The 25,762-nt window shown below is 75.0% G+C and carries 22 protein-coding genes and 1 riboswitch; of the genes, 17 read left to right on the top strand and 5 right to left on the bottom strand.

The genetic code is table 11. The annotated features are described in order from the left end of the window. Nucleotides 1-30 precede the first annotated feature (30 nt). Nucleotides 31-444 carry a VOC family protein gene (locus VT52_RS15510; RefSeq protein WP_046417027.1) on the top strand — a complete coding sequence of 138 codons (414 nt, stop codon included), beginning with the start codon at nt 31-33 and terminating at the stop codon, nt 442-444. Nucleotides 445-469: 25 nt separating this feature from the next. Here VT52_RS15510 and VT52_RS15515 read toward each other — a convergent pair whose 3' ends face one another. The 3 genes from VT52_RS15515 to VT52_RS15525 all read right to left on the bottom strand — a co-directional run bounded on the left by VT52_RS15515 (nt 470) and on the right by VT52_RS15525 (nt 4,017). Beyond that, nucleotides 470-1,891, bottom strand: coding sequence for a hypothetical protein (locus VT52_RS15515; protein ID WP_206306522.1), 1,422 nt, complete (start codon nt 1,889-1,891; stop codon nt 470-472). A gap of 179 nt (nt 1,892-2,070) precedes the next feature. Then, a complete protein-coding gene (locus VT52_RS15520; protein WP_046417134.1) occupies nt 2,071-3,198 on the bottom strand; it encodes an alpha/beta hydrolase in 1,128 nt (375 codons plus the stop codon). A gap of 138 nt (nt 3,199-3,336) precedes the next feature. Next, nucleotides 3,337-4,017, bottom strand: coding sequence for a class II aldolase/adducin family protein (locus VT52_RS15525; protein ID WP_046417030.1), 681 nt, complete (start codon nt 4,015-4,017; stop codon nt 3,337-3,339). A gap of 196 nt (nt 4,018-4,213) precedes the next feature. On the opposite strand from VT52_RS15525, the gene VT52_RS15530 reads away from it, so the two are divergent. The 10 genes from VT52_RS15530 (at nt 4,214) to cobI (ending at nt 17,881) form a co-directional block, all read left to right on the top strand. Continuing rightward, on the top strand, nt 4,214-4,969 hold the full coding sequence (locus tag VT52_RS15530; protein WP_046417033.1) for a lysozyme: 756 nt from the start codon (nt 4,214-4,216) through the stop codon (nt 4,967-4,969). Nucleotides 4,970-5,123: 154 nt separating this feature from the next. After that, nucleotides 5,124-6,395 (top strand): inorganic phosphate transporter, encoded by a 1,272-nt coding sequence (locus VT52_RS15535; RefSeq protein WP_046417034.1) that lies wholly within the window; start codon nt 5,124-5,126, stop codon nt 6,393-6,395. A 30-nt stretch (nt 6,396-6,425) separates the two neighbouring features. After that, nucleotides 6,426-6,653, top strand: a complete 228-nt coding sequence (locus tag VT52_RS15540) for a hypothetical protein (RefSeq protein WP_046417035.1) — start codon at nt 6,426-6,428, stop codon at nt 6,651-6,653. A 117-nt stretch (nt 6,654-6,770) separates the two neighbouring features. Further along, a riboswitch (cobalamin riboswitch) is annotated at nt 6,771-6,913 on the top strand. Nucleotides 6,914-7,012: 99 nt separating this feature from the next. Continuing rightward, a complete protein-coding gene (locus VT52_RS15545) occupies nt 7,013-7,975 on the top strand; it encodes a cobalamin biosynthesis protein (RefSeq protein WP_046417037.1) in 963 nt (320 codons plus the stop codon). After that, nucleotides 7,972-9,480: a cobyric acid synthase gene (locus VT52_RS15550; protein ID WP_046417039.1), complete on the top strand. Its 1,509-nt coding sequence runs from the start codon at nt 7,972-7,974 to the stop codon at nt 9,478-9,480. Before VT52_RS15545 ends, VT52_RS15550 begins: the two co-directional genes overlap by 4 nt. After that, a complete protein-coding gene (cobN, locus tag VT52_RS15555) occupies nt 9,477-13,187 on the top strand; it encodes a cobaltochelatase subunit CobN (RefSeq protein ID WP_107481345.1) in 3,711 nt (1,236 codons plus the stop codon). Before VT52_RS15550 ends, cobN begins: the two co-directional genes overlap by 4 nt. Next, entirely contained in the window at nt 13,184-15,181 is a 1,998-nt protein-coding gene (locus VT52_RS15560) for a putative cobaltochelatase (RefSeq protein ID WP_046417041.1), read from the top strand. The genes cobN and VT52_RS15560 overlap by 4 nt, the downstream gene beginning before the upstream one ends. Beyond that, nucleotides 15,181-15,780, top strand: coding sequence for a cob(I)yrinic acid a,c-diamide adenosyltransferase (gene cobO, locus VT52_RS15565; protein ID WP_046417043.1), 600 nt, complete (start codon nt 15,181-15,183; stop codon nt 15,778-15,780). The genes VT52_RS15560 and cobO overlap by 1 nt, the downstream gene beginning before the upstream one ends. Next, complete coding sequence (locus tag VT52_RS15570) at nt 15,774-17,153, top strand: cobyrinic acid a,c-diamide synthase CobB (protein WP_046417044.1); 1,380 nt, start codon at nt 15,774-15,776, stop codon at nt 17,151-17,153. The genes cobO and VT52_RS15570 overlap by 7 nt, the downstream gene beginning before the upstream one ends. Next, nucleotides 17,150-17,881, top strand: coding sequence for a precorrin-2 C(20)-methyltransferase (cobI, locus tag VT52_RS15575; RefSeq protein ID WP_107481348.1), 732 nt, complete (start codon nt 17,150-17,152; stop codon nt 17,879-17,881). Before VT52_RS15570 ends, cobI begins: the two co-directional genes overlap by 4 nt. A 23-nt stretch (nt 17,882-17,904) precedes the next feature. On the opposite strand, the gene VT52_RS15580 is transcribed toward cobI, so the two are convergent. Next, entirely contained in the window at nt 17,905-18,636 is a 732-nt protein-coding gene (locus VT52_RS15580; protein WP_037656666.1) for a ZIP family metal transporter, read from the bottom strand. Nucleotides 18,637-18,755: 119 nt separating this feature from the next. Here VT52_RS15580 and cobM point away from each other — a divergent pair, with 119 nt between their 5' ends. The 6 genes from cobM to cobC are packed head-to-tail and all read left to right on the top strand — an operon-like array spanning nt 18,756 to nt 24,620. Further along, complete coding sequence (gene cobM, locus VT52_RS15585) at nt 18,756-19,598, top strand: precorrin-4 C(11)-methyltransferase (protein WP_046417049.1); 843 nt, start codon at nt 18,756-18,758, stop codon at nt 19,596-19,598. Continuing rightward, nucleotides 19,595-20,833, top strand: coding sequence for a bifunctional cobalt-precorrin-7 (C(5))-methyltransferase/cobalt-precorrin-6B (C(15))-methyltransferase (locus tag VT52_RS15590; RefSeq protein ID WP_046417051.1), 1,239 nt, complete (start codon nt 19,595-19,597; stop codon nt 20,831-20,833). The genes cobM and VT52_RS15590 overlap by 4 nt, the downstream gene beginning before the upstream one ends. Continuing rightward, nucleotides 20,830-22,524, top strand: a complete 1,695-nt coding sequence (gene cobJ, locus VT52_RS15595; RefSeq protein ID WP_046417052.1) for a precorrin-3B C(17)-methyltransferase — start codon at nt 20,830-20,832, stop codon at nt 22,522-22,524. Before VT52_RS15590 ends, cobJ begins: the two co-directional genes overlap by 4 nt. Continuing rightward, entirely contained in the window at nt 22,521-22,670 is a 150-nt protein-coding gene (locus VT52_RS37985; RefSeq protein WP_167377704.1) for a hypothetical protein, read from the top strand. The genes cobJ and VT52_RS37985 overlap by 4 nt, the downstream gene beginning before the upstream one ends. Beyond that, on the top strand, nt 22,667-23,572 hold the full coding sequence (locus VT52_RS15600) for a sirohydrochlorin chelatase (RefSeq protein WP_046417054.1): 906 nt from the start codon (nt 22,667-22,669) through the stop codon (nt 23,570-23,572). Before VT52_RS37985 ends, VT52_RS15600 begins: the two co-directional genes overlap by 4 nt. Then, nucleotides 23,562-24,620: an Rv2231c family histidinol phosphate aminotransferase CobC gene (gene cobC / locus VT52_RS15605; RefSeq protein WP_046417055.1), complete on the top strand. Its 1,059-nt coding sequence runs from the start codon at nt 23,562-23,564 to the stop codon at nt 24,618-24,620. Before VT52_RS15600 ends, cobC begins: the two co-directional genes overlap by 11 nt. A gap of 118 nt (nt 24,621-24,738) precedes the next feature. On the opposite strand, the gene VT52_RS15610 is transcribed toward cobC, so the two are convergent. Beyond that, nucleotides 24,739-25,701, bottom strand: a complete 963-nt coding sequence (locus tag VT52_RS15610; RefSeq protein ID WP_046417135.1) for an SCO1860 family LAETG-anchored protein — start codon at nt 25,699-25,701, stop codon at nt 24,739-24,741. Between the last annotated feature and the right edge of the window lie 61 nt (nt 25,702-25,762).

Genomic DNA, 25,762 nt, shown 5'->3' on the forward strand with positions numbered 1-25,762 from the left:
CTCCCGGGAGCCCCGGGAGGAGTGATCTGCATGGCACCGATGGGCGGGGGACGGCCGGGCATCTGCCCCACACTGCTGTACACGGACGCGAAGGCGGCGATCCGGCAGCTCACGCAGGGCCTCGGCTTCACCGAGCTGACCGTGTACGAGGCGGCCGACGGCAAGGTGCTGCACGCCGAGCTGGTCCAGGGCAACGGCGCGGTGATGATCGCCTCGAAGGGCCGCGGTGGCCCCTTCGACACGGCGATGCGGCACGCGGGGCCCGCCGGGGTCCACGTGGTGGTGGACGACGTGGACGCCCACCACCGGCGGGCCGCGGCGCACGGCGTGGAGATCCTCGCGCCCCCGACGGACCAGGACTACGGCGCACGGGACTATCTGGCCCGGGACGTCGAGGGCAACGTCTGGAGCTTCGGGACGTACGCGCCGGACATCGGCGTCTGAACCGCCCCCGGCGGGCGCGTGCCCGTCACCCGCCGGTGTGCACCTGGAACGCGGCCCGGCGCACGGCCTTGGCGAGGGCCGGGTCGGGGTGGGCGGCGGCGAGGGCGACCAGGACCTGCACGGTGCGCGGGTGGCCGACGGCGCGGACCTCGTCGAGCAGCCTGGGCACGGTGGGCTGCACCGCGGACTCCAGGTGCCGGACCAGCATCGGCGCCTCGCCGTGGTCGGCGACGGCCGCGGCGGTGTCCACCCAGAGCCAGGTGGCCTCCTCCCGGGTGAGCACCTCGTGGGCGTCCTCCGGGTCGAGGCCGTCGTGCTCGGCCAGCCACAGCAGGGCGTACGGCCGCAGCGCCGGCTCGTCCACGACGGCGCGCACGTCGGGCTCGGCGGGGGCGCCGACCACGCGCAGCGCCTCGAAGGCCAGCCCCCGCAGCAGGGCGTCCTCGCCGCGCGCGGCGTCGATCAGTTCACTGACGGCGCTGCCGACGGTGCGGGCGGCGAGCCAGGCCCGGTACTCGGCGCGGGCCGCGTTGGGGCGCAGCTGGGCGCAGCCGCGCAGCATGTCCTCGGCGGACTGCTCGATGTTGCCGGCCGGGCTCTGCGCGGCCACGCAGATCTGCTCCAGCTTGACCCAGACCGCCCAGCTGCCCAGCGGGGTGAGGGTGGCCTGGCCGGCGCCGCAGGTCAGGGCGCCGACGGTGGCGAGGGCGTCCAGCGCCCAGCCGAGGAGCGGCGCGAGGGAGCCGGGCGAGGCGTCCGGGGCCTCGGCGGGCTCGGCGGCGGCCTCGACCGGGGGTTCCGTGCCGGGGTCGTAGCTGACCTCGCAGCGCTCGGTGCGCAGCTCGGTGACCCGCTGCTGGAGCAGGTCGAGCAGTTGTTCGACAGGGACGGGTCCGGCGGACAGCTGAAGGAAGGAGAGCACCTGCGGCATGGCGGAGACGGCCTCCGCGACGACGGCCGGCTCGTGCCCCTCGGGTTCGGGCAGGGCGAGCGACCAGGCGTCGAAGAGGGCGACCCAGCCGCGCAGCACGGCGCTGTCGTCCCGGTCCCAGGCGCGCAGCCGCCAGCCGGGGCGCGCGCTGCCGCCGTGCACCTCGACCAGTCCGGCCAGGCGTGCGGTGTCCCAGTCGGCACGGATCTGCTCGGGGGTGAGCCCGAGGTCGGCGGCCGCGCGGCCGGCGGTGGCGGCGGAGAGGGTGGCCTTGCCGTCGGCGGTGGCGGCGTCACGGCCGGGGCCCAGGGCGCTGTCCGCCCAGCGGGCGACGCGGACCGCGCCGGCCAGCCCGGCGCGGGCCATTTTGGCCAGCTCGGCGGCCGCGGGTGTGCCCTCGGGCGGCCGGGGTGCGGGGCGGCGCGTGCGCCGCTGGTTCACAGCTGCGGGGGCGGCGGCCAGGGGTCGAGGTCGGACGAGTCGGAGCCTGGAGTCGCGCGGGATACGGGACGTCACAGGGGCAGTCTTCCGGTTGACGGTCCGAAAACCCAAACGGAATGTCACGGCGGGCGACGGGACCGGCCGACGCACAGCGCTCCACGGCGGGTTGGCAGGCGTTTTTCAGCCAGCCGCGCGCTCACAACCGGAACGGCCCCGGCCGTTCACGGTGCGCCCGGTGGCTCCGGCGCGCGCCGTCACATCAGCGGGGTCAGGAAGCGCCGCAGCCGCTCCTCGTAGGCCGTGGGGGCCGGATTCCACATCGCCGCGTGCGGGGCGTTCGGCACGGTGTGCAGGGCGATGCGGTCGGGGCGGCGGGCGGCGAGCAGCCGGGAGAACTCCCAGGGGGCGACCCGGTCGCCGGGGCCGTGGATGATCAGGGTGGGAACGGCGAGCCGCTCGGGGTCGGTGATCTCGGCGATCCGCTCGGCGTGCAGGCCGGCGCGGCCCTCGGCGGCGCGGACCGCGAGCGGCAGCAGCGGGGCGGGGGTGTGCCGGGCACGGGCGAGGGCGCGCAGCGTGGCCTCCCAGCTGAGCACCGGCGAGTCGAGGATCAGCCCGGCGACGTGCCGGCGCACGGCGGAGTGCTCGGCGGCGCGCAGCGCCATGGTGGCGCCGGTGGACCAGCCGAGCAGGACGACGCGGCGGGCGCCGTGGTGCACGGCGTAGCGGATCGCCGCGTCCACGTCGCGCCACTCGGTCTCGCCGAGGTGATTCAGGCCGTCCGCGGGGCGGGGCGCGCCGGGGTCGCCGCGGTAGGCGAGGGCCAGAACCGGAAGCCGGCGACCGTGCAGGAAGTTCAGCACGTTCATGGTGTGCTCGCGGGTGGCGCCCAGGCCGTGCACGGCGATCACCCAGGTGTCCCGGCCGCCGGGCAGGAACCAGGCGGGCAGCGAGCCGAGTTCGCCGGGCACGTGCACGTCGGCGTGGTCGAGGCCGAGCGCGGTGCGCGGGTCGCCGACGTACAGGCCGGGGGTGAGCCGGACGGGGTCACCGGGCGCGAGGGTGCCGTGCGTCACGCGGTCCAGGCGGCGGACGACGGTGTCGGCGGTGTGCCGTGCCGTCTCCAGGACGGGCCCCACGACCGCGTGCGAGCCGTCGCCCGCGAGGCCGTAGACGCCGGGGCGCAGCGAGGCCAGGTCCCGGGTGAGCGTGATCTGGCCGGCCGCGGTGCCGTGCACGGTGAGCCGCGGCTCGGTGGGCAGCGGCCGGCCGCCGGTCGCCTTCAGCGCGACGTCACTGGCGAGCCGCCCGGCGGCCACGGATGCCACGCCGGCGGCCACGACGGCGGTGACCGTGGCGGCGGTAGCTCTGAGGGGGCGCACGGCACCAGTGTCACGGGGGGTGCGGCGCCCGGCCAGCGGAGAGGCGGGCCGGGGTGAGACGAGCGAGGGGAGGGAGAGGCCGAGGGCCGGGGCCAGGTCGCGGACCGGGGAGCCGATCGGGGAACCGCGGGACACGGGTCACCTCCGTTGGCCGTACCCCTTCAGGCGTTCCCCGACTTCGGCGAGTTGTGCCTCCGTCAGCAGGGACGGGGTGAGCCCCGGCACCGAGGAGGCGGTCAGCCAGAGGCGGCACATCCACTCCAGCTGGGCGGTGCGGTCGTACGCCTGGTCGAGGGTGGCGCCGTAGGTGAGGGTGCCGTGGTTCCGCAGGAGGCACCCGGAACGGCCGGCGAGGGCCCGCAACATGTGTCCGGCCAGCTCGTCGGTGCCGTAGGCGGCGTACGGGGCGACGCGCACCGGTCCGCCGAGGGCGGCGGCCATGTAGTGGACCAGCGGCAGCTCGGACACCAGCGTGGAGACCGCGGTGGCGTGCACGGCGTGGGTGTGGACGATCGCGCGCGCGTCGGTGCTGCGGTAGACGGCGAGGTGCATGGGCAGCTCACTGGTCGGCACCAGCGTCCCGAGCACCTGACGGCCGGTGAGGTCGACGCCGGTGATGTCGTCCGGGGTGAGCCGGTCGTAGGGCACGCCCGACGGGGTGACCAGCACCACGTCGCCGACGCGCGCGGAGACATTGCCGGAGGTGCCGACGACCAGCCCGTCGGCGACGCTCCGCCGCGCCGTCGCCACCAGCGCCGCCCACCGCTCCGCCGCTTCCTCGCCCACTTCTCCGCCCGTCTCCCGCAGCTTGGAGGTCATGCCCGCGATCCTGCCAGCCGCCCGTACTCCAGGCGGCCGGTCGCCGCACTTCTGTCCGAACTCCCACGCCACCAAAAGGGTGTATATAAGGCCAAACGCCAAAAATATCCACTGCTTCAGCGATCACCGGCCCTTGAATGAGCCCTCCTTGCCCGCCGGGCGACCTGGTCGTCCGCCACCCCCCGGAGAGCCGGCCATGGCCCGTGACCGCACCCACCTCCGCCGCCGCGCCGGTGCCCTCGCGGCGACCACGGCGGCCCTCCTCCTCACCTGCGCCGCCACCACCGCGGCCGACCCCCGGGACCTGGCCGCGGGCCGGCCCGTGGGGCACGACGTGTCGTCCCACCAGAGGAAGGTGGACTGGCCGGACGCACGGGCCCGCGGGGCACGCTTCGCCTACGTCAAGGCGACCGAGTCCACGGACTACCGCAACCCCTACTTCCGCCGGCAGTACGACGGCGCGCGCGACGCCGGACTGATCCGCGGCGCCTACCACTTCGCGCTGCCGAACAGATCCTCCGGCGCCGCGCAGGCCCGGTACTTCGTGGCGCACGGCGGGGTCTGGCAACCCGACGGCCGGACGCTGCCGCCCGCACTGGACATCGAGTACAACCCGTACAGCGCCAAGCACAAGTGCTACGGACTGGGCTGGAAGCGCATGACGGCCTGGATCTGGTCGTTCAGCGACGAGATGGTGCGCGAGACCGGCCGCCGCCCCGTGATCTACACCACCACCCAGTGGTGGCGGCAGTGCACCGGGGACAGCCACGCCTTCGCCTCCCGCCACCCCCTGTGGATCGCCCGCCACGGCACCTCGGGGCCGGGCACGCTGCCCGGCGGCTGGCGGTACTGGACCTTCTGGCAGTACGCCACCTCGGGCCGGCTGCCGGGTGACCAGAATCTCTTCCACGGCGGCGCCGGCGGGCTGCGGGCCTTCGCCGCGGGCTGGTGACCCAAGGGGCGCACGGGCACGCCCGGTTCCGGAAGCGGAAGCGGAGCCTCACACCCCCGATGCGGACACCCCTGTGCCCGCCCCAGTTCATCTTCCGTTCACCCAGGTTGCCTACGTTCATCCGGACAACGACCTCGAATGATTGTCTGGGTAAATGGAAAGCTTCTCGCTGATCCTCGCGATTGTGGTGGTTACCGCACTCGCGTTTGATTTCACGAACGGTTTCCACGACACCGCGAACGCGATGGCGACCACCATCTCCACCGGCGCGATGAAGCCGAAGCTCGCGGTAGCCATGTCCGCCGCCCTCAACCTGGTGGGCGCCTTCCTCTCCGTGGAGGTCGCCAACACGATCTCCAAGGGACTCGTCGACGAGAGCGGCATCCGCCCCGAGGTCATCTTCGCCGCCCTGGTCGGCGCGATCCTCTGGAACCTGCTGACCTGGCTGGTGGGCCTGCCTTCCAGTTCCTCGCACGCCCTGATGGGCGGTCTGATCGGCGCCGCCGTCGCCTCCGCCGGATTCGGCGCCGTGCACGGTGGTGTGCTGGTCACCAAGGTGCTGCTGCCCGCGGTCGCCGCGCCGGTCGTGGCGGGTGTCGCCGCGCTGGTGGCCACCCGGCTCTCCTACGGCGCCGGCACCAAAACGGAGGGCGAGGCGACCCGCAAGGGCTTCCGCGCCGGCCAGGTCGCCTCCGCCGCGCTGGTCTCCCTCGCGCACGGCACCAACGACGCGCAGAAGACGATGGGCGTCATCACCCTCGCGCTGATCGCGGGCGGCGCCATCGCTCCCGGCTCCAACCCTCCCACCTGGGTGATCCTCTCCGCGGGCCTGGCCATCGCGCTCGGCACCTACATCGGCGGCTGGCGCATCATCCGCACCATGGGCACGGGCCTGACCGATCTGGAGCCCCGTCAGGGCTTCGCCGCGCAGACCAGCGCCGCGACCGCCATCCTGGCCTCCTCGCACCTCGGCTTCTCGCTCTCCACCACCCACGTCGTCTCCGGCGCCGTGATGGGTTCGGGTCTCGGCCGCAAGGGCGGTGTGGTCCGCTGGTCCACCGCGACCCGGATGACCGTCGCCTGGGTGCTCACCCTGCCGGCCGCCGCACTGGTCGGCGCGGGCGCCGAGGCCGTCACCGAACTGGGTGACTGGGGCACCGCCGCGGTCGCCGTCTTCCTGGTCGCCGCGAGCGGCTGGATCTACCGGCTGTCCCGGCGCGAGGTCATCGACCACACCAACGTGGTCGCCGAGCCCGCCGCGGAGCCGTCCGGCGTGGTGACCACCGCCATCGCCGCGGTGAGCCCCCCGCCCGCGGGCGCGATCACCGAGGACCTGACGGCCACCATCCCGGCCCCCGCACCGGCCTCGGCCGCCGAAGCGACGGCCCCCGCCGCCTCCACGGCCCCGCCGGCCGCCACCGTCTGACCCGAGCCCCGTTCACAAGGAAGCATCCCCATGAAGATCGACTGGGCGGCCATCGGCTCCGTCTTCGGCGTCAGCCTCGTGTTCACCGTGGGCCTGGTGGTCCTGTTCACCCTCGGCGTCAACGGCCTGGCCCGGCGTGAGAAGGCCGCGGCCGAGGGCGGATCCGCCACGCTCGCCGTCACCGGTGCCTACGTCTGCTTCGCGGCCTGCGCGGCGGCGGTGGCGTACGGCATCCTCCTGATCGTCTCCAAGTCCTGAGCCGACAGGCCCCAAGGCTCCCCTCCGCGCCCGCGGCAGGGGGGCCTTTCGCATGCCCGGCCACCCGTCGTGGTGTGGGAATCTGCACACTCCCGCAGGTCAACGGCAAGTTGACGGCCGTTCCGGGAGCGTGGTGGACTGCCCACGCCATGTACGGCAGCAGGAGAGGAAGCCGGTGCGAATCCGGCGCGGTCCCGCCACTGTCACCGGGGAAGAACCCCCGGGGAGCCAGGAACTCTCGCCGCCGGATCACGTCGAACCAGGGCGCGGACACCCTGAGTGAGGACACGACGCCATGCTCGGCTGCCCAAGTACCAGTACCAGGACCACTGTCGCGGTGACCACGGCCGGCTGAGCCGATGGCCGCCGATCGCAGTTACGCGTACGGCGCCGCCGCCGGGCTTCTCGGCGACCTCCTCCTCGGCGATCCACGCCGCGGGCATCCGGTCGCCGCGTTCGGGCGGGCGGCCGCCGCTGTTGAGGGCGCGTTGTGGCACGACCACCGCGGCTGGGGCGCGCTGCACACCACCCTGTGTGCCGGTGGCGCCGTCGCGCTCGGAGCGCTCGCCGCGGGCTTTGTGCGCCCCTCCCCCGCCGCCTCCGCCGCCCTGACCGCCGCGGCCGCCTGGGCCGTCGTCGGCGGCACCTCCCTCGCCCGGGAGGCGGACGCCGTCGGGACCGCCCTGTCGGCCGGGGACATCGAGGCGGCCCGCGCCCGGCTGCCGCATCTGTGCGGCCGGGACCCGCAGGCACTGGACGCCGACGGCATCGCGCGGGCCGTGGTCGAGTCGGTCGCCGAGAACACCTCCGACGCGGTCGTGGGCGCCCTGGTGTGGGGCGCGGCCGCCGGGGTGCCGGGGCTGCTGGGCTTCAGGGCGGTCAACACCCTGGACGCGATGGTGGGCCACAGGTCCGCCAGGTACCGCCGCTTCGGCTGGGCGTCCGCGCGCCTGGACGACGTGGCCGGCTGGCCGGGGGCCCGGCTGACCGCCGTCCTCGCCGCCGCGGCCGGGCCCGACCCGCGCGGTGCCGTACGGGCGTGGCGCGCGGACGCCCGCCGGCATCCCAGCCCCAACGCCGGTCCCGTGGAGGCATCCTTCGCGGGCGCCCTCGGGGTACGCCTGGGCGGCACCCTCTCCTACGGCGGGCGCGTCGAGCACCGTCCCGTGCTCAACGGCACGACCGGACGGGCCGTACGGGTCCCCGACATCGGGCGGGCGGTACGGCTCTCCCGCCGTGTCGGCCTGCTCGCGCTCGGCACCACGGTCGCCGCGCGCCTCCTGGTCAGCTGTGTCAACGGGCGGAAAGGACAAGGGAAGTGAACGGTGGTCTGCTCGTCGCCGGCACCACCTCCGACGCCGGCAAGAGCGTCGTGACGGCGGGGATCTGCCGGTGGCTGGTGCGCCAGGGCGTGAAGGTCGCGCCCTTCAAGGCGCAGAACATGTCCCTCAACTCCTTCGTGACCCGTGAGGGCGCCGAGATCGGGCGGGCCCAGGCCATGCAGGCCCAGGCGTGCCGGATCGAACCGACCGCGCTGATGAACCCCGTGCTGCTCAAGCCGGGCGGCGAACAGAGCAGCCAGGTGGTGCTGCTGGGCAAGCCGGTGGGCGAGATGAGCGCGCGCGGCTACCACGGCGGGCGCCGGCCGGCGCTGCTCGGCACGGTCCTGGACTGCCTGGCCGAGCTGCGCGGGCAGTACGACGCGGTGATCTGCGAGGGCGCGGGCAGCCCGGCCGAGATCAACCTGCGCCGCACCGACATCGTCAACATGGGGATCGCGCGCGGCGCCCGGCTGCCCGTGCTCGTCGTCGGCGACATCGACCGCGGCGGCGTCTTCGCCTCCTTCTTCGGCACCCTCGCACTGCTCTCGCCCGAGGACCAGGAGCTGGTCGCCGGATTCCTGGTGAACAAGTTCCGCGGCGACGTCTCGCTGCTGGAGCCCGGCCTGGAGATGCTCGAGGGCCTCACCGGACGGCCGGCGTACGGCGTGCTGCCGTTCCGGCACGGGCTCGGGATCGACGAGGAGGACGGCCTGCGTGTCTCCCTGCGGGGCGCGGTGCGGGAGTCGGCCGTCGCTCCCCCGCTCGGCGCGGACGTGCTGCGCGTCGCCGTGTGCGCGATCCCGCTGATGTCCAACTTCACCGACGTGGACGCGCTGGCCGCCGAACCCGGCGTCGTGGTGCGGTTCGTGGACCGCCCGGAAGAGCTGGCCGACGCGGACCTGGCCGTCGTCCCCGGCACCCGGGGAACCGTCCGGGCGCTGCGGTGGCTGCGCGAGCGCGGCCTCGCCGAGGCGCTGGCCCGCAGGGCCGCCGAAGGCCGGCCCGTGCTCGGCGTCTGCGGCGGCTTCCAGATCCTCGGCGAGCACATCGAGGACGAGGTGGAGTCGCGGGCCGGCGCGGTCCCCGGGCTCGGACTGCTGCCCGTGCGGGTGCGGTTCGCCCGCGAGAAGACCCTCACCCGGCCGTCCGGGCAGGCCCTCGGCGAGCCGGTCGAGGGGTACGAGATCCACCACGGCGTCGCCCGGGTCACCGGAGGCGAAGCCTTCCTGGACGGCTGCCGGGTGGGCGCGACCTGGGGCACGCACTGGCACGGCTCGCTGGAGTCGGACGGCTTCCGCCGGGCCTTTCTGCACGAGGTGGCCGCCGCCGCGGGCCGCCGCTTCGTGCCCGCGCCGGACACCTCCTTCGCCGCGCTGCGCGAGGAGCAGCTCGACCGGCTCGGCGACCTGATCGAACAGCACGCGGACACGGACGCGCTGTGGCGGCTCATCGAGTCCGGCGCGCCGCGAGGACTGCCCTTCATCCCACCGGGAGCGCCCGCATGAGCACAGTGTTGTTGTTGTCCACCGCCGACACGGATCTGCTGGCGGCACGGGCCTGTGACGCCGGCTATCTGATCGGCAACCCCACCCGGGTCGACGTCGCCGGGGAACTGCCGCGGCTGCTGGCGGACGCGGACCTCGCCGTCGTACGGCTCCTCGGCGGGAAGCGCGCCTGGGAGGACGGGCTGGCCGCGCTGAAGGCGTCCGGTGTCCCGGCGGTCCTGCTGGGCGGCGAGTCGGTGCCGGACGCGGAGCTGATGGCCGAGTCGACCGTGCCCGCCGGGGTCGTGGCGGAGGCGCTGCGCTACCTGGTCGAGGGCGGCCCGGACAACCTGCGCGAGCTGTCCCGGTTCCTGTCCGACACCGTGCTGCTGACCGGTGAGGGCTTCGAGGAGCCGCGCCGGATGCCGGAGTTCGGCGTGCACGGCGCGTACGAGGTCCGGGAGGGCCGCCCCACGGTGGGCGTGCTCTTCTACCGCGCCCATGAACTCAGCGGCAACACCGCCTTCGTGGACACCCTGTGCTCGGCGATCGAGGCGCGGGGCGCCAACGCCCTGCCCGTGTACTGCGGTTCGCTGCGCGGCGCGGACGCCGGGCTGTACGAGCTGCTGGGCCGGGCCGACGCGCTGGTGGCCACCGTGCTCGCGGCCGGCGGCACGCATGCCTCCCTGGCGTCGGCGGGCGGAAAGGATCCAGTGGTGCGAAGCACCTCCGTCGAGGGTGGTGGCGGGAGACCGGCGGACGAGGAGTCCTGGGACATCGGTGCGCTGGCCGACCTCGACATCCCCGTGCTGCAAGGGCTCTGCCTGACTTCCTCGCGCACCGCCTGGGACGGGTCGGACGCCGCCCTGTCCCCCATGGACGCGGCGATGCAGGTCGCCATCCCGGAGTTCGACGGCCGGCTGATCACCGTGCCGTTCTCCTTCAAGGAGCAGGGACCCGACGAGGTCCCGGTGTACGTCGCCGACCCCGAGCGGGCCGCGCGGGTGGCCGGGATCGCCGTGCGGCACGCGCGGCTCGGGTACAAGCCGAACGCGGACAAACGCGTCGCGCTGGTCTTCACCGCGTACCCGACCAAGCACTCCCGGGTCGGCAACGCGGTCGGCCTGGACACGCCCGCGTCGGCGGTCCGGGTGCTGGACGCGCTGCGGGACGCCGGGTACTCGCTCACCGAGTACCCCTCCGGCGGCGACGAGCTGATCCACCGGCTGATCGAGGCGGGCGGCCACGACGTGGAGTGGCTGACCGAGGAGCAGCTGGCCGCCGCGCCCGCCAGGGTCCCGCTGGCCGACTACCGGGCCTGGTTCGGGCAGCTGGACCCCGCGCTGCGCGAGGCGATGACCGAGGCGTGGGGCGAGCCGCCGGGCAACCTCTACGTGGACGGCGACGACATCGTGCTCGCCTCCCTGCAGTTCGGCAACGTCGTGGTGATGATCCAGCCGCCGCGCGGCTTCGGCGAGAACCCGATCGCGATCTACCACGACCCCGACATGCCGCCCTCCCACCACTACCTGGCGGCCTACCGCTGGCTGGACCACAGCTTCGGCGCGGACGCCGTCGTGCACATGGGCAAGCACGGCACCATGGAGTGGCTGCCGGGCAAGGGCCTCGGCCTGTCGCGCGGCTGCGGGCCGGACGCGGTGCTCGGCGAACTGCCGCTGGTCTACCCGTTCATCGTCAACGACCCCGGCGAGGGCACCCAGGCCAAGCGGCGCGGGCACGCCACGGTCGTGGACCACCTGGTGCCGCCGATGGCCCGCGCCGACACCTACGGCGACCTCGCCAAGCTGGAACAGCTGCTGGACGAGTACGCGCTCGTCTCCGACCTCGACCCGACGAAGGCGCCGGCCGTCCGCGCCCAGATCTGGACCCTGGTCAAGGCCGCCGAGCTCCACCACGACCTGCATGTGGACGAGCAGCCGGACGACGAGGCGTTCGACGAGTTCGTGATGCACATCGACGGCTATCTGTGCGAGATCAAGGACGTGCAGATCCGCGACGGCCTGCACATCCTGGGCGGCGGCCCGGTCGGCGAGCCCCGCGTCAACCTCGTCCTCGCCGTGCTGCGTGCCTCCCAGGTGTGGGGCGGGCAGGCGAACGCGCTGCCGGGCCTGCGGGCCGCCCTCGCCGAGCATTTCGGGCTGGTGGAGAAGGAGTTGCTGGCCGAGCCGGGCGCGCCGGTGAAGGTGCCGGTGGAGCTGACGGACCTGGTGGCGGGACCGGCGCGGACGGCTGCCGACGCGATCGACCTGCTGGAGCAGCTGTGCCGGCGGATCGCGGAGGGCATGGAGGCGAGGGACTGGGCGCGCGAGACCGTACGGGAGATCGTGCGGGAGGCGCTCGGGGGCGTCGAGCTCTCGGACGCGGTCGCCGTGTCGGAGTTCGCCTGCGACGAGGTCGTGCCGCGGCTCGCGCGCACCACGGACGAGATCGGGCACATCCTGCGGGCGCTGGAGGGCGGTTACGTCCCGGCGGGGCCCTCGGGCTCGCCGACCCGCGGCCTGGTGAACGTCCTGCCGACGGGGCGGAACTTCTACTCCGTCGACCCCAAGGCCATTCCGTCCCGGCTGAGCTGGGAGGTCGGGCAGTCGCTCGCGGACTCGCTGGTGCGGCGGTACCTGGCCGACACCGGCGAGTACCCGAAGTCCGTCGGACTGACGGTCTGGGGCACGTCCGCGATGCGCACCCAGGGCGACGACATCGCCGAGATCCTGGCGCTGCTGGGCTGCCGCCCGGTGTGGGACGACGCCTCGCGCCGGGTGACCGGCTTCGAGGTGATCCCCCTGGCCGAGCTGGGGCGCCCCCGCATCGACGTCACGGTCCGCATCTCCGGCTTCTTCCGGGACGCGTTCCCGCACGTGATCGGGCTGATCGACGACGCGGTGCGCGCGGTGGCCGCGCTGGCCGAGCCGGCCGGGTCCAACTACGTGCGGGCGCACGTGGAGGAGGACACCGCCGGGCACGGCGACCGGCGGCGCGCCACCGCCCGGGTCTTCGGCTCCAAGCCGGGCGCGTACGGCGCGGGGCTGCTGCCGCTGATCGACGCGCGGAACTGGCGGAGCGACGCGGACCTCGCCGAGGTGTACGCGGTGTGGGGCGGCTACGCGTACGGCCGGGGCCTGGACGGACGGGCGGCGCGCGGGGACATGGAGACGGCGTTCCGGCGGATCGCGGTGGCGGCGAAGAACGTCGACACCCGCGAGCACGACCTGGTCGACGCCGACGACTACTTCCAGTACCACGGCGGCATGGTCGCCATGGTGCGCCATCTGACCGGCGCCAACCCCGAGGCGTACGTGGGCGACTCGGCGGTGCCGGACCAGGTGCGGACGCGAACGCTCGGCGAGGAGACGCACCGGGTGTTCCGGGCGCGGGTGGTCAACCCGCGCTGGATGGCGGCGATGCGCAGGCACGGGTACAAGGGCGCCTTCGAGATGGCGGCGACCGTGGACTACCTGTTCGGGTACGACGCCACGGCGGGCGTGGTCGACGACTGGATGTACGAGAAGTTGTCGGCCGAGTACGTCTTCGACCCGGAGAACCGGGACTTCATGAGGAAATCCAACCCCTGGGCGCTGCGCGGCGTCACGGAGCGGCTCCTGGAGGCGGCGGACCGGGGCCTGTGGGCCGAACCGGACGCGGACACGCTGGCGCGGCTGCGCGCCACCTATCTGGAGCTGGAAGGCGACTTGGAGGGCGACGAGCAGTGACCCCCTTTCCTTTCACGGCCGTTGTCGGCCAGGACGATCTGCGGCTCGCGCTGCTGCTGAACGCCGTGTCCCCGGCGGTCGGCGGTGTGCTGGTGCGCGGCGAGAAGGGCACCGCGAAGAGCACCGCCGTGCGGGCCCTCTCGGCGCTGCTGCCCGAGGTGGCCGTGGTGCCCGGATGCCGGTTCTCCTGTGATCCCGGGGCCGCGGACCCGGGGTGCCCGGACGGGCCGCACGAAGCGGGGCCGGGCACCGAACGGGCGGCGCGGATGGTCGAGCTGCCCGTCGGGGCCGCGGAGGACCGGCTGGTCGGGGCGCTGGACATCGAGCGGGCGCTCGCCGAGGGCGTCAAGGCCTTCGAGCCGGGCCTGCTGGCCGACGCGCACCGCGGCATCCTGTACGTGGACGAGGTCAACCTGCTCCACGACCACCTGGTCGACCTGCTGCTGGACGCGGCGGCGATGGGCGCCTCCTACGTGGAGCGCGAGGGCGTCTCGGTGCGGCACGCCTCGAAGTTCCTGCTCGTCGGGACCATGAACCCCGAGGAGGGGGAGCTGCGGCCGCAGCTGCTCGACCGGTTCGGGCTGACCGTGGAGGTCGCGGCCTCGCGGGAGCCGGACCAGCGGGTGGAGGTCGTCAGGCGGCGCCTCGCGTACGACGACGATCCCGACGGGTTCGCCGCGCGCTGGGCAGGCGAGGAGGCCGCCGTGCGCCGGCGTGTCGTCGCGGCGCGGGAGTTGCTGCCGCAGGTGCGGCTGGGCGACGCGGCGCTGCGGCAGATCGCGGCGACCTGCGCGGCCTTCGAGGTGGACGGCATGCGTGCCGACATCGTGATGGCGCGCACGGCGACCGCGCTGGCCGCGTGGGCGGGGCGGACGGACGTGCTCGCGGAGGACGTGCGGCAGGCGGCGCTGCTCGCGCTGCCGCACCGCAGGCGCCGCAACCCCTTCGACGCGCCCGGCCTGGACGAGGACAAGCTGGACGAGACGCTGGAACGGTCCGCCGGGCAGGACGGGGAAGGCGACGACGATCCCGACGGTCCCGGTGGCGGCGGGCGGCCGGCGCCCGAGTCCGGTCCCGAGGGCGGCGGGGACGGCGCCGCGCCGCCGGAGGCCGGTGAGGGCGGGGAGCCGCAGCAGGCCGGCGCCGGCGCGGGCGAGCGGTCCCCGGTGGGGGCGGCCGAGCCGTTCCGGACCAGGGTGCTCAGCGTGCCCGGGATCGGGGAGGGTGCCGCCGGGCGGCGTTCCCGGGCGCGGACCGAGCACGGGCGGACCACCGGGGCGCGGCGGCCGCGGGGCGCGCTGACCAAGCTGCACCTGGCGGCGACCGTGCGGGCGGCGGCGCCGCACCAGCGGGCGCGCGGCCGGTCCGGGCCCGGACTGGTGATCCGCCGGGACGATCTGCGCCAGGCCGACCGGGAGGGACGCGAGGGCAATCTCGTGCTGTTCGTCGTGGACGCCTCGGGGTCGATGGCGGCCCGGCAGCGGATGGGCGCGGTGAAGGGCGCCGTGCTGTCGCTGCTGCTCGACGCCTACCAGCGGCGGGACAAGGTGGGCCTGGTGACCTTCCGGGGTTCCGGCGCGGACGTGGCGCTGCCCCCGACGTCCTCGGTCGACGCGGCCGCGGCGCGGCTGGAGTCGCTGCCGACGGGCGGCCGCACCCCGCTCGCGGCCGGGCTGCTCAAGGCGCACGAGGTGCTGCGGGTGGAGCGGCTGCGCGATCCGGCGCGGCGGGCGCTGGTGGTCGTCGTCACCGACGGCCGGGCCACGGGCGGCCCCGAGCCGGTCGCGCTCGCGGGACGGGCGGCACGGCTGTTCGCGGCCGGAAAGGTCGCCTCGGTCGTCGTGGACTGCGAGTCGGGGCCGGTGCGGCTCGGGCTCGCCGGGCAGCTCGCGGGTGAACTCGCGGGCACGGCGGTCACGTTGGACGAGCTGCGGGCGGACTCGATCGCCGGGCTGGTGCGGGATGTGCAGGGGACGTCGAGGAGGGCAGCGTAATGCCGCAGGGACAGCCGAGTGTCGTGCCGGACGACGGTCTGACGACCCGTCAGCGTCGTAACCGGCCGCTGGTCGTGGTGCACACGGGGGCCGGCAAGGGGAAGTCCACCGCCGCGTTCGGGCTCGCGCTGCGGGCCTGGAACCAGGGGTGGCCCATCGGGGTGTTCCAGTTCGTCAAGTCGGCGAAGTGGAAGGTCGGCGAGGAGAACGCGCTGCGCGTGCTCGGCGCCTCCGGCGAGGGCGGGAGCGTCGACTGGCACAAGATGGGCGAGGGCTGGTCCTGGGTGCAGCGGGACGCGCAGATGGACAACGAGGAGAAGGCGCGGGAGGGCTGGGAGCAGGTCAAGCGGGACCTGGCGGCCGAGGCGTACCGGCTCTACGTCCTCGACGAGTTCGCGTATCCGATGCACTGGGGCTGGGTGGACACCGACGAGGTCGTGGAGGTGCTGCGCGGCCGTCCCGGTACCCAGCACGTGGTGATCACCGGGCGGAACGCGCCCCGGAAGCTGCTGGACCTCGCGGATCTCGTCACCGACATGTCCAAGGTCAAGCACCCCATGGACGCGGGCCAGAAGGGCCAGAAGGGCATCGAGTGGTGACACCGTCGACGCCCCGGCTGGTCGTCGCCGCGCCCTCCTCGGGCAGCGGCAAGACCACCGTGGCCACGGGGCTGATGGCCGCGTTCGCCGCGCGGGGGCTCGCCGTGTCCCCGCACAAGGTCGGGCCGGACTACATCGACCCCGGGTATCACGCGCTCGCGACCGGGCGGGCGGGGCGGAACCTGGACGCGTACCTGTGCGGGCCGGAGCTGATCGCTCCGCTGTTCCTGCACGGGGCGCGGGGGTGTGACATCGCCGTGGTCGAAGGCGTGATGGGGCTGTACGACGGCGCGGCCCGGGAGGGCGAGCTGGCGTCCACCGCGCAGGTGGCGAAGCTGCTGGGGGCTCCGGTGGTGCTGGTGGTGGACGCGTCCTCGCAGTCGCGGTCGGTGGCGGCGCTGGTGCACGGATTCGTGTCGTGGGATCCGGAGGTGCGGATCGGGGGCGTGATCCTGAACAAGGTGGGGTCCGAACGGCACGAGGAGCTGCTGCGGGAGGCGCTGGAGTCCGTGGGGGTGCCGGTGCTGGGCGCGCTACGGCGGGCCCGGCCGGTGGAGACGCCGTCCCGGCACCTGGGGCTGGTGCCGGCGGCCGAGCGGCACGGTGTCGCGGTGGACGCCGTGTCGGAGATGGCGGCGCTGGTGTCCCGCGGCTGCGACCTGCCCGCGCTGGAGAGGCTGGCGCGGGCCGCGGGTCCGGTACCCGGGGACGGCGCTTGCTGGACCCCCGGCCCGCCCGTCACCCGGGAGCACCCGTCCCGGCCGGCCAGAAGGCCCAGGATCGCCGTCGCCGGCGGCCCCGCCTTCACCTTCTCCTACGCGGAGCACGCCGAACTCCTCACCGCCGCCGGGGCCGAGGTCGTCACCTTCGATCCGGTCCGCGACGAGGAGCTGCCCGACGGCACCGCCGGGCTGGTCGTCGGCGGCGGCTTCCCCGAGGTGTACGCCGCCGAGCTGTCCGCCAACGAGCCGCTGCGGAAGGCCGTGTCCGAACTGGCGCTGTCCGGGGCCCCGGTGGCCGCCGAGTGCGCCGGGCTCCTCTATCTCTGCCGGGAGCTGGACGGCAGTCCCATGTGCGGGGTGCTGGACGCCACCGCGCGGATGGCGCGGCGGCTCACGCTCGGGTACCGCGACGCCGTGGCCGTCGGGGACAGCGTGCTGGCCGCCGCCGGGACCCGGATGCGGGGGCACGAGTTCCATCGCACCGTGGTCGAGCCGGGGGCCGGTGCCGCGCCCGCCTGGGGGATCCGGGGCCGGGAGCGGCGGGTCGAGGGTTTTGTACAGCGGGGTGTGCACGCGAGCTATCTGCACACGCACTGGGCGTCCGAGCCCGGTGTCGCCCGTCGGTTCGTGGAGAGGTGCCGGACGTCATGAGCAGCAGGCTGATCGGTGTCGGGGTCGGCCCCGGGGACCCGGAGCTGGTGACCGTGAAGGGAGTCAACGCGCTGCGGGCGGCCGAGGTGGTCGTCGTACCCGTGATGGACAGCGGTGAGCGCGGGCGGGCCGAGGCGACCGTGGCGCACTACGTGTCCGGGGAGAAGATCGTCCGTGTGGTGTTCGCGCTGAACGAGCGGTCCGACCGGGGGCGCCGGGAGGCCGCCTGGGACGCGGCGGGCGCACGGGTCGCGGAGCTGCTGGGGCGGCACGGCTCGGTAGCGTTCGCCACCATCGGGGACCCGAACGTCTATTCGACGTTCACCTATCTCGCGCAGACCATCGCGGAGCTGGTGCCCGGGGTCGTCGTGGAGAGCGTGCCGGGGATCACGGCCATGCAGGATCTCGCGGCGCGCTCCGGTGCCGTGCTGACCGAGGGCACCGAGCCGCTGACGCTGGTGCCGGTGACGGCGGGCGCGGCGGTGCTGGAGGAGGCGCTGGCCGGGCCGGGAACGGTCGTGGCGTACAAGTTCGGACGGCAGGCCGCCGAGGTCGCCGGGGCGCTGGCGCGGGCCGGCCGGCTCGACGACGCGGTGTGGGGCTCGGCGCTGGGGCTGCCGGAGGAGTCGGTGCGCCCGGCGGCGGAGCTGGACGGCTCGCCACTGCCGTACCTGTCGACGCTGATCGCGCCGCCGCGGCGGGACGGCGGGCGGGGCGGGAAGTTGTGAACGGTGCGCGGCGGCCGGCGCGGTCAGCCGGAGATGCCGACCACCAGCCAGATGAACGCGGCCCCGGCCACCGTGCACAGCAGGGTGGAGCGGGCGGGGTGCTCGTGATGGGCCTCGGGCAGGATCTCGGCGGCGGCGAGGTAGAGCAGGACGCCGCCGAAGAGTCCGAGGTAGCCGCCGAGCACCGGTTCGGGGATGTGGAAGAAGACGGTCGACAGCGCGCCCAGCAGGGGGGCGCAGGCGTCCGCGACCAGCATCCCGATGGCTCGGCGGCGGGCGTTGCCGTACAGGCTGGTGATGGTGAAGGTGTTGAAGCCGTCGGCGAAGTCATGGGCGATCACGGCGAGCGCGACGGCCGTGCCCATGCCGCTGCCGACCTGGAAGGCGGCACCGATGGCGACGCCGTCCATGGCGCTGTGGCCCACCATCGCGCCCGCCGCGGTGAGGCCCACCTCGGGCGCCCGGTGATGGTCGTGCTCGTCCCCGCCGTGGGCGGCCTGGCGGGCCGCGAGGGTGCGTTCCACGAGGTGGGCGAGGAGGAAACCGGCCACGAACAGCAGCAGGGCCGCGGGTACGCCGAAGATCTCGCGGTCGGCGGCGCGCAGCGCCTCCGGCAGCAGGTCGAGGCCGACCACGCCCAGCATCAGACCGCCGGCGAGTCCCAGGACGAGATGCCGTCGGTCGGTCACCCGCTGAGCCGTCCAGCCGCCGGCCAGCGTCATCAGGAACGCGCCGAGCGCGACGAAGACCGCCATAGGCACTTGCTATCCGATGAAGGCGCCTTCGCGCACATCGGGCACCTCGCATATCACCGCGCATCCTGACATTTCACCCCGCTACTGCCGTGTGCTTTCCGTACGAGAGGACTTTTCCGATGGCCGACGCCCTCACAGACACGCCCACCGAGGCACCCCTCGGGAAGGTGACCATCGTCGGAGCGGGCCCCGGCGCCGCCGACCTGCTGACGTTCCGGGCCGCGCGGGCGATCGCCGAGGCGGACGTGGTGATCTGGGCGGCGAGCCTGGTGCGGGCGGAGGTGCTGGAGCACGCGCGCGCGGACGCGGAGGTCCTGGACTCGGCGGCCATGTCCCTGGAGCAGGTGGTCGCGGTCTACGCGCGGGCCCGCGCCGAGGGCCTGAAGGTGGCGCGGATCCACTCCGGCGATCCGGCGCTGTGGGGCGGCACCCAGGAGCAGCTCGACCGGTGCGCGGAGATCGGCATCGCCACCGAGGTGGTGCCCGGGGTGTCGTCCTTCTCCGCGGTGGCCGCCCTCGCACAGCGCGAGCTGACCGTCCCCGAGGTCGCGCAGTCCGTCGTCCTCACCCGGCTCGGCGGCGGCAAGACGCCGATGCCGCCCGGCGAGGAGGTGCGCGAGTTCGCCCGGCACGGCACCACGATGGCGGTCTTCCTGTCGGCGGCGCGCAGCGGTCAGCTGGTGCGGGAGCTGCTGGAGGGCGGCTATCCGACGTCCACGCCGGTGATCGTCGCCCACCAGGCGACCTGGCCGGAGGAACTGGTCGTGCGGTGCACGCTCGGCACGCTGGAGGAGACGGTCAAGGAGCACCGGCTCTGGAAGCACACGCTGTTCCTGGTCGGCCCCGCGCTGGCCGCGGAGGGCACCCGCTCGCACCTCTACCACCCCGGGCACTTCCACGGCTTCCGCAAGGCCGACCCGCAGGCCCGGCGGGAGCTGCGCGAGCGGGGGGCGGGCAGGTGATCACGGTCGTCGGCACGGGGACGGGGACGCCGCTCGCCGAGGACGTCGCGGCGGGCGCCGCGCTCGTCGTCGGCGGGCGCCGGCACCTGGACTCGGTGCGGCTGCCCGCCGGCGCCGAACGGGTCGTGCTCGGGCCGCTGGCGCCCGCGCTGGACACCATCGCCGGGTACGTCGGCAAGGAGCTGCCGGTGCTGGTGCTGGCCTCCGGGGACCCCGGCTTCTTCGGGATCGTCCGGGTGCTGGCCGAGCGCTTCGGGCCCGAGCGGCTGTCGGTACGGCCCGGGGTCTCCTCGGTGGCCGCCGCGTTCGCCCGGCTCGGGCTGCCCTGGGACGACGCGCTCGTGGTCAGCGCGCACGGCAGGGACCTGCGCACCGCCGTGAACGTCTGCCGCGCCCGTCCGAAGGTCGCCGTGCTCACGGGTCCGGGCTCGGGCCCGGCCGAACTGGGCGCCGCGCTCGCCGGCCGCGACCGGACCCTCGTCGTGGCCACCGCGCTCGGCGACCCGGAGCGGGAACGGCTGGACCGGGTGACGCCCGCGCAGGCCGCGGCACGGGACTGGGGCACGGCGGTGAGCGTGGTGCTGTGCCTGGCGGAGCCCTCGGCACCCGGTCCGCCGCGCACCGTCGCGGGGGTTCCCGCCGGTCCGGCCCGATGGGCCCTGGAGGAAACCGGGTTCGCCCACCGCGACTCCATGATCACCAAGTTCGAGGTGCGCGCGCTCGCGCTGGCGCGGATCGGGCCGCGGCTCGGGGATCTGGTGTGGGACGTGGGCGCCGGGTCCGGCTCGGTCGCGGTGGAGTGCGCGCGGCTCGGCGCGGCCGTCGTCGCGGTCGAGAAGGCCGCGGAGGGTGTCGACCGGATCCGGGAGAACGCCCGCGCCCATGGCGTCGGGGTGGACGTGGTGCACGGCACCGCGCCCGACGCGCTGGCCGCACTGGCCGACGACCCGGACGCCGTGTTCATCGGCGGCGGGGGGCGCGAGCTGCCCGCCGTCATCCGGGCGTGCGCGCTGCGTGCGCGCCGGTCCGTGGTGGTGGCCCTGGCCGCCCTGGACCGGGTGCCCGCGGCCCGCGAGGCGCTGACCGGCGCCGGGTTCGGCTGCGACGGGGTGCTGCTCCAGTCCTCGCGGCTCGCCCCGCTGCCGGGTGCGGTGACCCGGCTCGCGGCCACCAACCCGGTGTTTCTGCTCTGGGGCGTCAGAACCCCCGTTCCCATCGAAGGAGTTGACCAGTGATCGGCCTGATTTCCGCCACCGCGGCGGGGGCGTCGGCACGGGACCGGCTGGCCGCGGCCTGGCCGGACCGTACCCGGGTGTACGAGGGCCCGGTCCCCGAGGCGGTACGGGCCGCCTTCGCCGAGTGCGAGCACCTCGTGTGCTTCCTGGCGACGGGCGCGACGGTACGGCTGCTCGCGCCGCTGCTCGCGAGCAAGGCGGCCGACCCCGGCGTGGTCTGCGTGGACGAGGGCGGCCGGTTCGCGGTGTCGCTGGTCGGCGGGCACGGCGGCGGAGCCAACGAGCTCGCCCGGGAAGTGGGTGAGCTGCTCGGCGCGGAGCCGGTGGTGACCACCGCCACGGACGCCGTGGGGCTGGCCGGTCTGGACACGCTCGGGCTGCCCTGCGAGGGCGCGGTCGCCGCCGTGTCCCGGGCCCTGCTGGACGGCGAACCGGTCGCGCTCGCGGCCGAGCTGGCGTGGCCGCTCCCCCCGCTGCCGGTGTCGCCGCAGGGGTCGTACACGATCCGGCTCACCGACCGGGACGTCCGGCCCGGCGACCGGGAGGCGCTGCTGCGGCCGCCCTCCCTCGTCGTCGGGGTCGGCGCGTCCAGGGGCGCCCCGGTGGAAGAGGTGCTCGGGCTGATCGAGCGGACGCTGCGGGAGGCGGGGCTGTCCCCGCGGTCCGTCGCCGAACTGGCCACCGTGGACGCCAAGTCGCGGGAGCCGGGCATCCTGGGCGCCGCCGGGCGGCTGGGCGTGCCCGTGGTGACGTACTCCGCCGAGGAGCTGGCCGCGGTCGAGGTGCCCAACCCCTCGGCCGCGCCGCTCGCGGCCGTCGGCACCCCGTCGGTCGCCGAGGCGGCCGCGCTGTTCGGCGGCGGTGAACTCCTCGTCCCCAAGCGGAAGTCGGACGCCGTCCCGGCGATGGCGACCTGCGCCGTGGTGCGCAGGGCCGGGCGGGGGCGGCTCGCGGTGGTCGGGCTCGGGCCGGGCGCCCGGGATCTGCTCACCCCGCGCGCGACCGCCGAGCTGCGCCGGGCCTCGGTGCTGGTCGGGCTCGACCAGTACGTGGACCAGATCCGCGATCTGCTGCGGCCCGGCACCCGGGTGCTGGAGTCCGGGCTCGGCGCCGAGGAGGAGCGGGCCCGCACCGCGGTCGAGGAGGCCCGGCGCGGACACGCGGTGGCGCTGATCGGCAGCGGGGACGCGGGCGTGTACGCCATGGCCTCGCCCGCGCTCGCCGAGGCGTCCGACGACATCGACGTGATCGGGGTGCCCGGGGTGACGGCCGCGCTGGCCGCCGCCGCGATCCTCGGCGCGCCGCTGGGTCACGACCATGTCTCCATCAGCCTCTCCGACCTGCACACCCCGTGGGAGGTCATCGAGCGGCGGGTGCGGGCGGCGGCCGAGGCGGATCTCGTGGTCACCTTCTACAACCCCCGTTCCCGGGGCCGCGACTGGCAGCTGCCCAAGGCGCTCGGCATCCTCGCCGAGCACCGCGCGCCGACGACGCCCGTGGGTGTCGTGCGCAACGCCTCCCGGCCGGACGGGTCGAGCCGGCTCGCCACGCTGGCCGGGCTCGACCCGGCGAGCGTGGACATGATGACCGTCGTCACCGTGGGCAACACCGCGACCCGTACCGTCGCCGGCCGCATGGTGACCCCGCGCGGCTACCGCTGGCAGAGCGGACGTGCGGAGGAGATCCGGTGAACCGGATCGCGCGCCCCGCCGGGCAGGGGTCCTCGCGGCGGCTGCCCGACGCGTGCGACGGGTCCGAGAAGGGCGGCTCGGCGGTCCTGGCCGCCGCCCTCGACACCTTGCCCGACCAACCGATTCCGTCCGAGGAGACACTGTGACCAACCCGCCCGCCCTGCTGATCGCCGGCCACGGCACCCGTGACGACGCCGGAGCCGAGGCGTTCCGCGCCTTCGTACGGGAGCTGGGGCTCCGCCGGCCCGACCTGCCCGTCGCGGGCGGCTTCATCGAGCTGTCCCCGCCGCCGCTCGGCGACGCGGTCGCCGAACTGGTGGCGCGCGGCGTGCACCGGTTCGCGGCCGTGCCGCTGATGCTGGTCTCCGCCGGGCACGCCAAGGGCGACATCCCGGCCGCGCTGGCCCGCGAGAAGGAGCGGCACCCGGGCATCTCGTACGCCTACGGCCGCCCGCTGGGCCCGCACCCGGCGCTGCTGAACGTACTGGAGCGGCGCCTGGACGAGGCGATCGGCGACCAGGACCGCGCGGAGGTGACCGTGCTGCTGGTCGGCCGCGGCTCCACCGACCCGGACGCCAACGCCGAGGTGTTCAAGGCGGCGCGGCTGCTCTGGGAGGGCCGGGGGTACGCCGGAGTGGAGACGGCGTTCGTGTCCCTCGCGGCGCCCGACGTGCCGAGCGGCCTGGACCGCTGCGCGGCGCTCGGGGCGCGGAAGATCGTCGTGCTCCCCTACTTCCTGTTCACCGGGATCCTGCCGGAGCGGGTGCGGCGGCAGACCGAGGAGTGGGCGGCCGCGCACCCGGAGACCGCCGTCTCCTCGGCCGATGTCATCGGTCCCGAGCCGGAGTTGCTCGACCTGGTGCTCGAACGGTACGAGGAGGCCGTCCAGGGCGATCTGCGCATGAACTGCGACTCGTGCGTGTACCGGATCGCGCTGCCGGGCTTCGAGGACAAGGTGGGCCTGCCGCAGCAGCCGCACTTCCACCCGGACGACGACGGCCACGGGCACCACCACCACGGCGGGCACGCGCACAGCCATGCCCACTGAGGACTGCCCCGGGCCCGACCTGCGCCATCACGGGGACGCCGAGGTACGGGACGACGGCGCGGCGCTGGTCGATCTCGCCGTCAACGTACGGTCCGACACGCCCCCGCGGTGGCTGCGCGACCGGATCGCCGGCTCCCTGACCTCCCTCGCGGCCTACCCGGACGGGCGGGCCGCGCGGGCGGCGGTGGCGGCACGGCACGGGCTGCCGGTGTCGCGGGTGCTGCTGACGGCGGGGGCGGCGGAGGCGTTCGTGCTGCTCGCCCGCGCGCTCAAGGTCCGGCAACCGGTCGTCGTGCACCCGCAGTTCACCGAGCCGGAGGCGGCGCTGCGGGAAGCCGGGCACACGGTGGAGCGGGTCCTGCTGCGGCCCGGGGAGGGCTTCCGGCTGGATGCCGCGCTGGTACCGGAGCGGGCGGACCTGGTGGTGATCGGCAACCCGACGAACCCGACGTCCGTCCTGCACCCGGCCTCGGTGATCGCCGGGCTCGCCCGCCCCGGGCGGGTGCTGGTGGTGGACGAGGCGTTCATGGACGCGGTGCCGGGCGAGCGGGAGGCGCTGGCGGGGCGGACGGACGTCCCCGGTCTGGTGGTGCTGCGCAGCCTCACCAAGACCTGGGGGCTGGCGGGTCTGCGCATCGGCTATGTGCTGGCCGAGCCCGAGATCATCGCCGAGCTGGAACGGGCGCAGCCGCTGTGGCCGGTGTCCACGCCGGCACTGGCCGCCGCCGAGGCGTGCGTGTCCTCCCGCGCCCTGGCGGAGGCGGGACACGCGGCCCACCGCATCGCCGCGGACCGGGCGCACCTGGTCGCGGGCCTGTCCGCGCTCGCGCCCCGCGGGGTGCGGGTCGCGGGACCGGCCGAGGGTTCCTTCGTACTGGTCGGTGTCCCGGAGGCGGCCGCCGTACGGCGCCGGCTGCGCGACCTCGGCTACGCCGTGCGCCGCGGCGACACGTTCCCCGGACTCGGCGCCGGCTGGATACGCCTCGCCGTCCGCGACCGGCGCACGACGGACGCCTTCCTGACCGCGCTGTCGACCGCCCTCGGCTGACGGCGGCCGCCCCTCGAAGCGGCGGCCACCGGACGCGCCGCGTCCGTCGCGGATCGGCGCGCTCCGCGGGACCGGCGAGGCTCCCCCGGCCTCCCCGGTCCCGTCCCTCACCCCGCGGTCAGCTCCTGCGGCGGCGTGCCATCAGCACCGCGCCACCACCCACCGCCAGCAGCGCCACCGCGCCGCCCGCGAGGTACGGCGTCGCCGGGTTGCCTCCCGTCTCCGCGAGGTCGGTGTGCGAGGAGCCGCCCTGCGGTTTCACGTCGGAGACCGGGGCGGCGTCGGACTTGGTGCCGGAGGCCGAGCCGGGCTTGGTGCCGGAGCCCGGGTCGTGGCTCTGCGTCGGGGGCTTCGAGGGCGGGGCCATCGGGGACTCGCAGGTCGCCTTGGCCAGCGTGACCGTGCCCTCGACGTCCGCGACGTTCAGCTTCAGCGGGTTGACGGACACCTTCAGCTGCAGCGCGGTCGCGGCCGCCGTACGCGAGGTGGTGCTGTGCCGCGCGAGGTCGAGGCGGACCTCGCCGACGCCGGGCACCTTGACGTCGACCGGCCCCCCGGCGGTGAGCGTGACACGGCGGCCGAGGACGGTGACCGTGCCGACGATCTTCGCGTCGGCGGCCGGGGCCCTGCCCGCCTCGCAGGTGGCCTGCGCGGTGACGGTGTCCACCTCGATCAGGGACAGCAGAGGCAGGCCGGGGACGTGCAGTTTGGCGTGCACGAGGCGGACGGAGCCCTCGGCGCGCCGGTCGGTGACGGTGACCCGGGAGCGGGCCACGTCCGCGCTGAGGACGGTGAACGGGTCGCCGTTCGCCACCCCGTCGAGCCGGGTGGACAAGGCGGTCCGGTCGGCGCTGCGGGGTGCCTTGACGTCGTTGAGGGAGACGGCGAGCGGGACGTCGACGGACTTGTCGAGCAGGGACACGTCGAGCCCGGTGTGCAGGACGACGGCGGTGGCGCGGCCGGGGTTCTCGGTGGCGTGCGCCGCGCCCGCGCCCAGGACGGCGGGCGCGGCGGTCAGCGCGGTGACGGTCGCCGCGGCGGCCAGACGGCGCACGGACATAGGGAAGTTGGTGCTGTTCAAGGCGGTGGGACCCCCCACTTGGAACTGCTTGGGACCCGTCAACCTTGTCGTCAGTGCGGGT

The sequence above is a fragment of the Streptomyces malaysiense genome, assembly GCF_000980885.2.
Classification (GTDB): Bacteria; Actinomycetota; Actinomycetes; order Streptomycetales; family Streptomycetaceae; genus Streptomyces; species Streptomyces malaysiense.

What these genes read in the sequence shown, in the direction of transcription:
- VT52_RS15545 (WP_046417037.1), top strand. Translation starts at nt 7,013, where the DNA reads ATGGCCGCCGATCGCAGTTACGCGTACGGCGCCGCCGCCGGGCTTCTC.
- VT52_RS15580 (WP_037656666.1), bottom strand. Translation starts at nt 18,636, where the DNA reads ATGGCGGTCTTCGTCGCGCTCGGCGCGTTCCTGATGACGCTGGCCGGC.
- VT52_RS15535 (WP_046417034.1), top strand. Translation starts at nt 5,124, where the DNA reads ATGGAAAGCTTCTCGCTGATCCTCGCGATTGTGGTGGTTACCGCACTC.
- cobI (WP_107481348.1), top strand. Translation starts at nt 17,150, where the DNA reads ATGAGCAGCAGGCTGATCGGTGTCGGGGTCGGCCCCGGGGACCCGGAG.
- VT52_RS15510 (WP_046417027.1), top strand. Translation starts at nt 31, where the DNA reads ATGGCACCGATGGGCGGGGGACGGCCGGGCATCTGCCCCACACTGCTG.
- VT52_RS15525 (WP_046417030.1), bottom strand. Translation starts at nt 4,017, where the DNA reads ATGACCTCCAAGCTGCGGGAGACGGGCGGAGAAGTGGGCGAGGAAGCG.
- cobO (WP_046417043.1), top strand. Translation starts at nt 15,181, where the DNA reads ATGCCGCAGGGACAGCCGAGTGTCGTGCCGGACGACGGTCTGACGACC.
- cobM (WP_046417049.1), top strand. Translation starts at nt 18,756, where the DNA reads ATGGCCGACGCCCTCACAGACACGCCCACCGAGGCACCCCTCGGGAAG.
- cobN (WP_107481345.1), top strand. Translation starts at nt 9,477, where the DNA reads ATGAGCACAGTGTTGTTGTTGTCCACCGCCGACACGGATCTGCTGGCG.
- VT52_RS15540 (WP_046417035.1), top strand. Translation starts at nt 6,426, where the DNA reads ATGAAGATCGACTGGGCGGCCATCGGCTCCGTCTTCGGCGTCAGCCTC.
- VT52_RS15530 (WP_046417033.1), top strand. Translation starts at nt 4,214, where the DNA reads ATGGCCCGTGACCGCACCCACCTCCGCCGCCGCGCCGGTGCCCTCGCG.
- cobC (WP_046417055.1), top strand. Translation starts at nt 23,562, where the DNA reads ATGCCCACTGAGGACTGCCCCGGGCCCGACCTGCGCCATCACGGGGAC.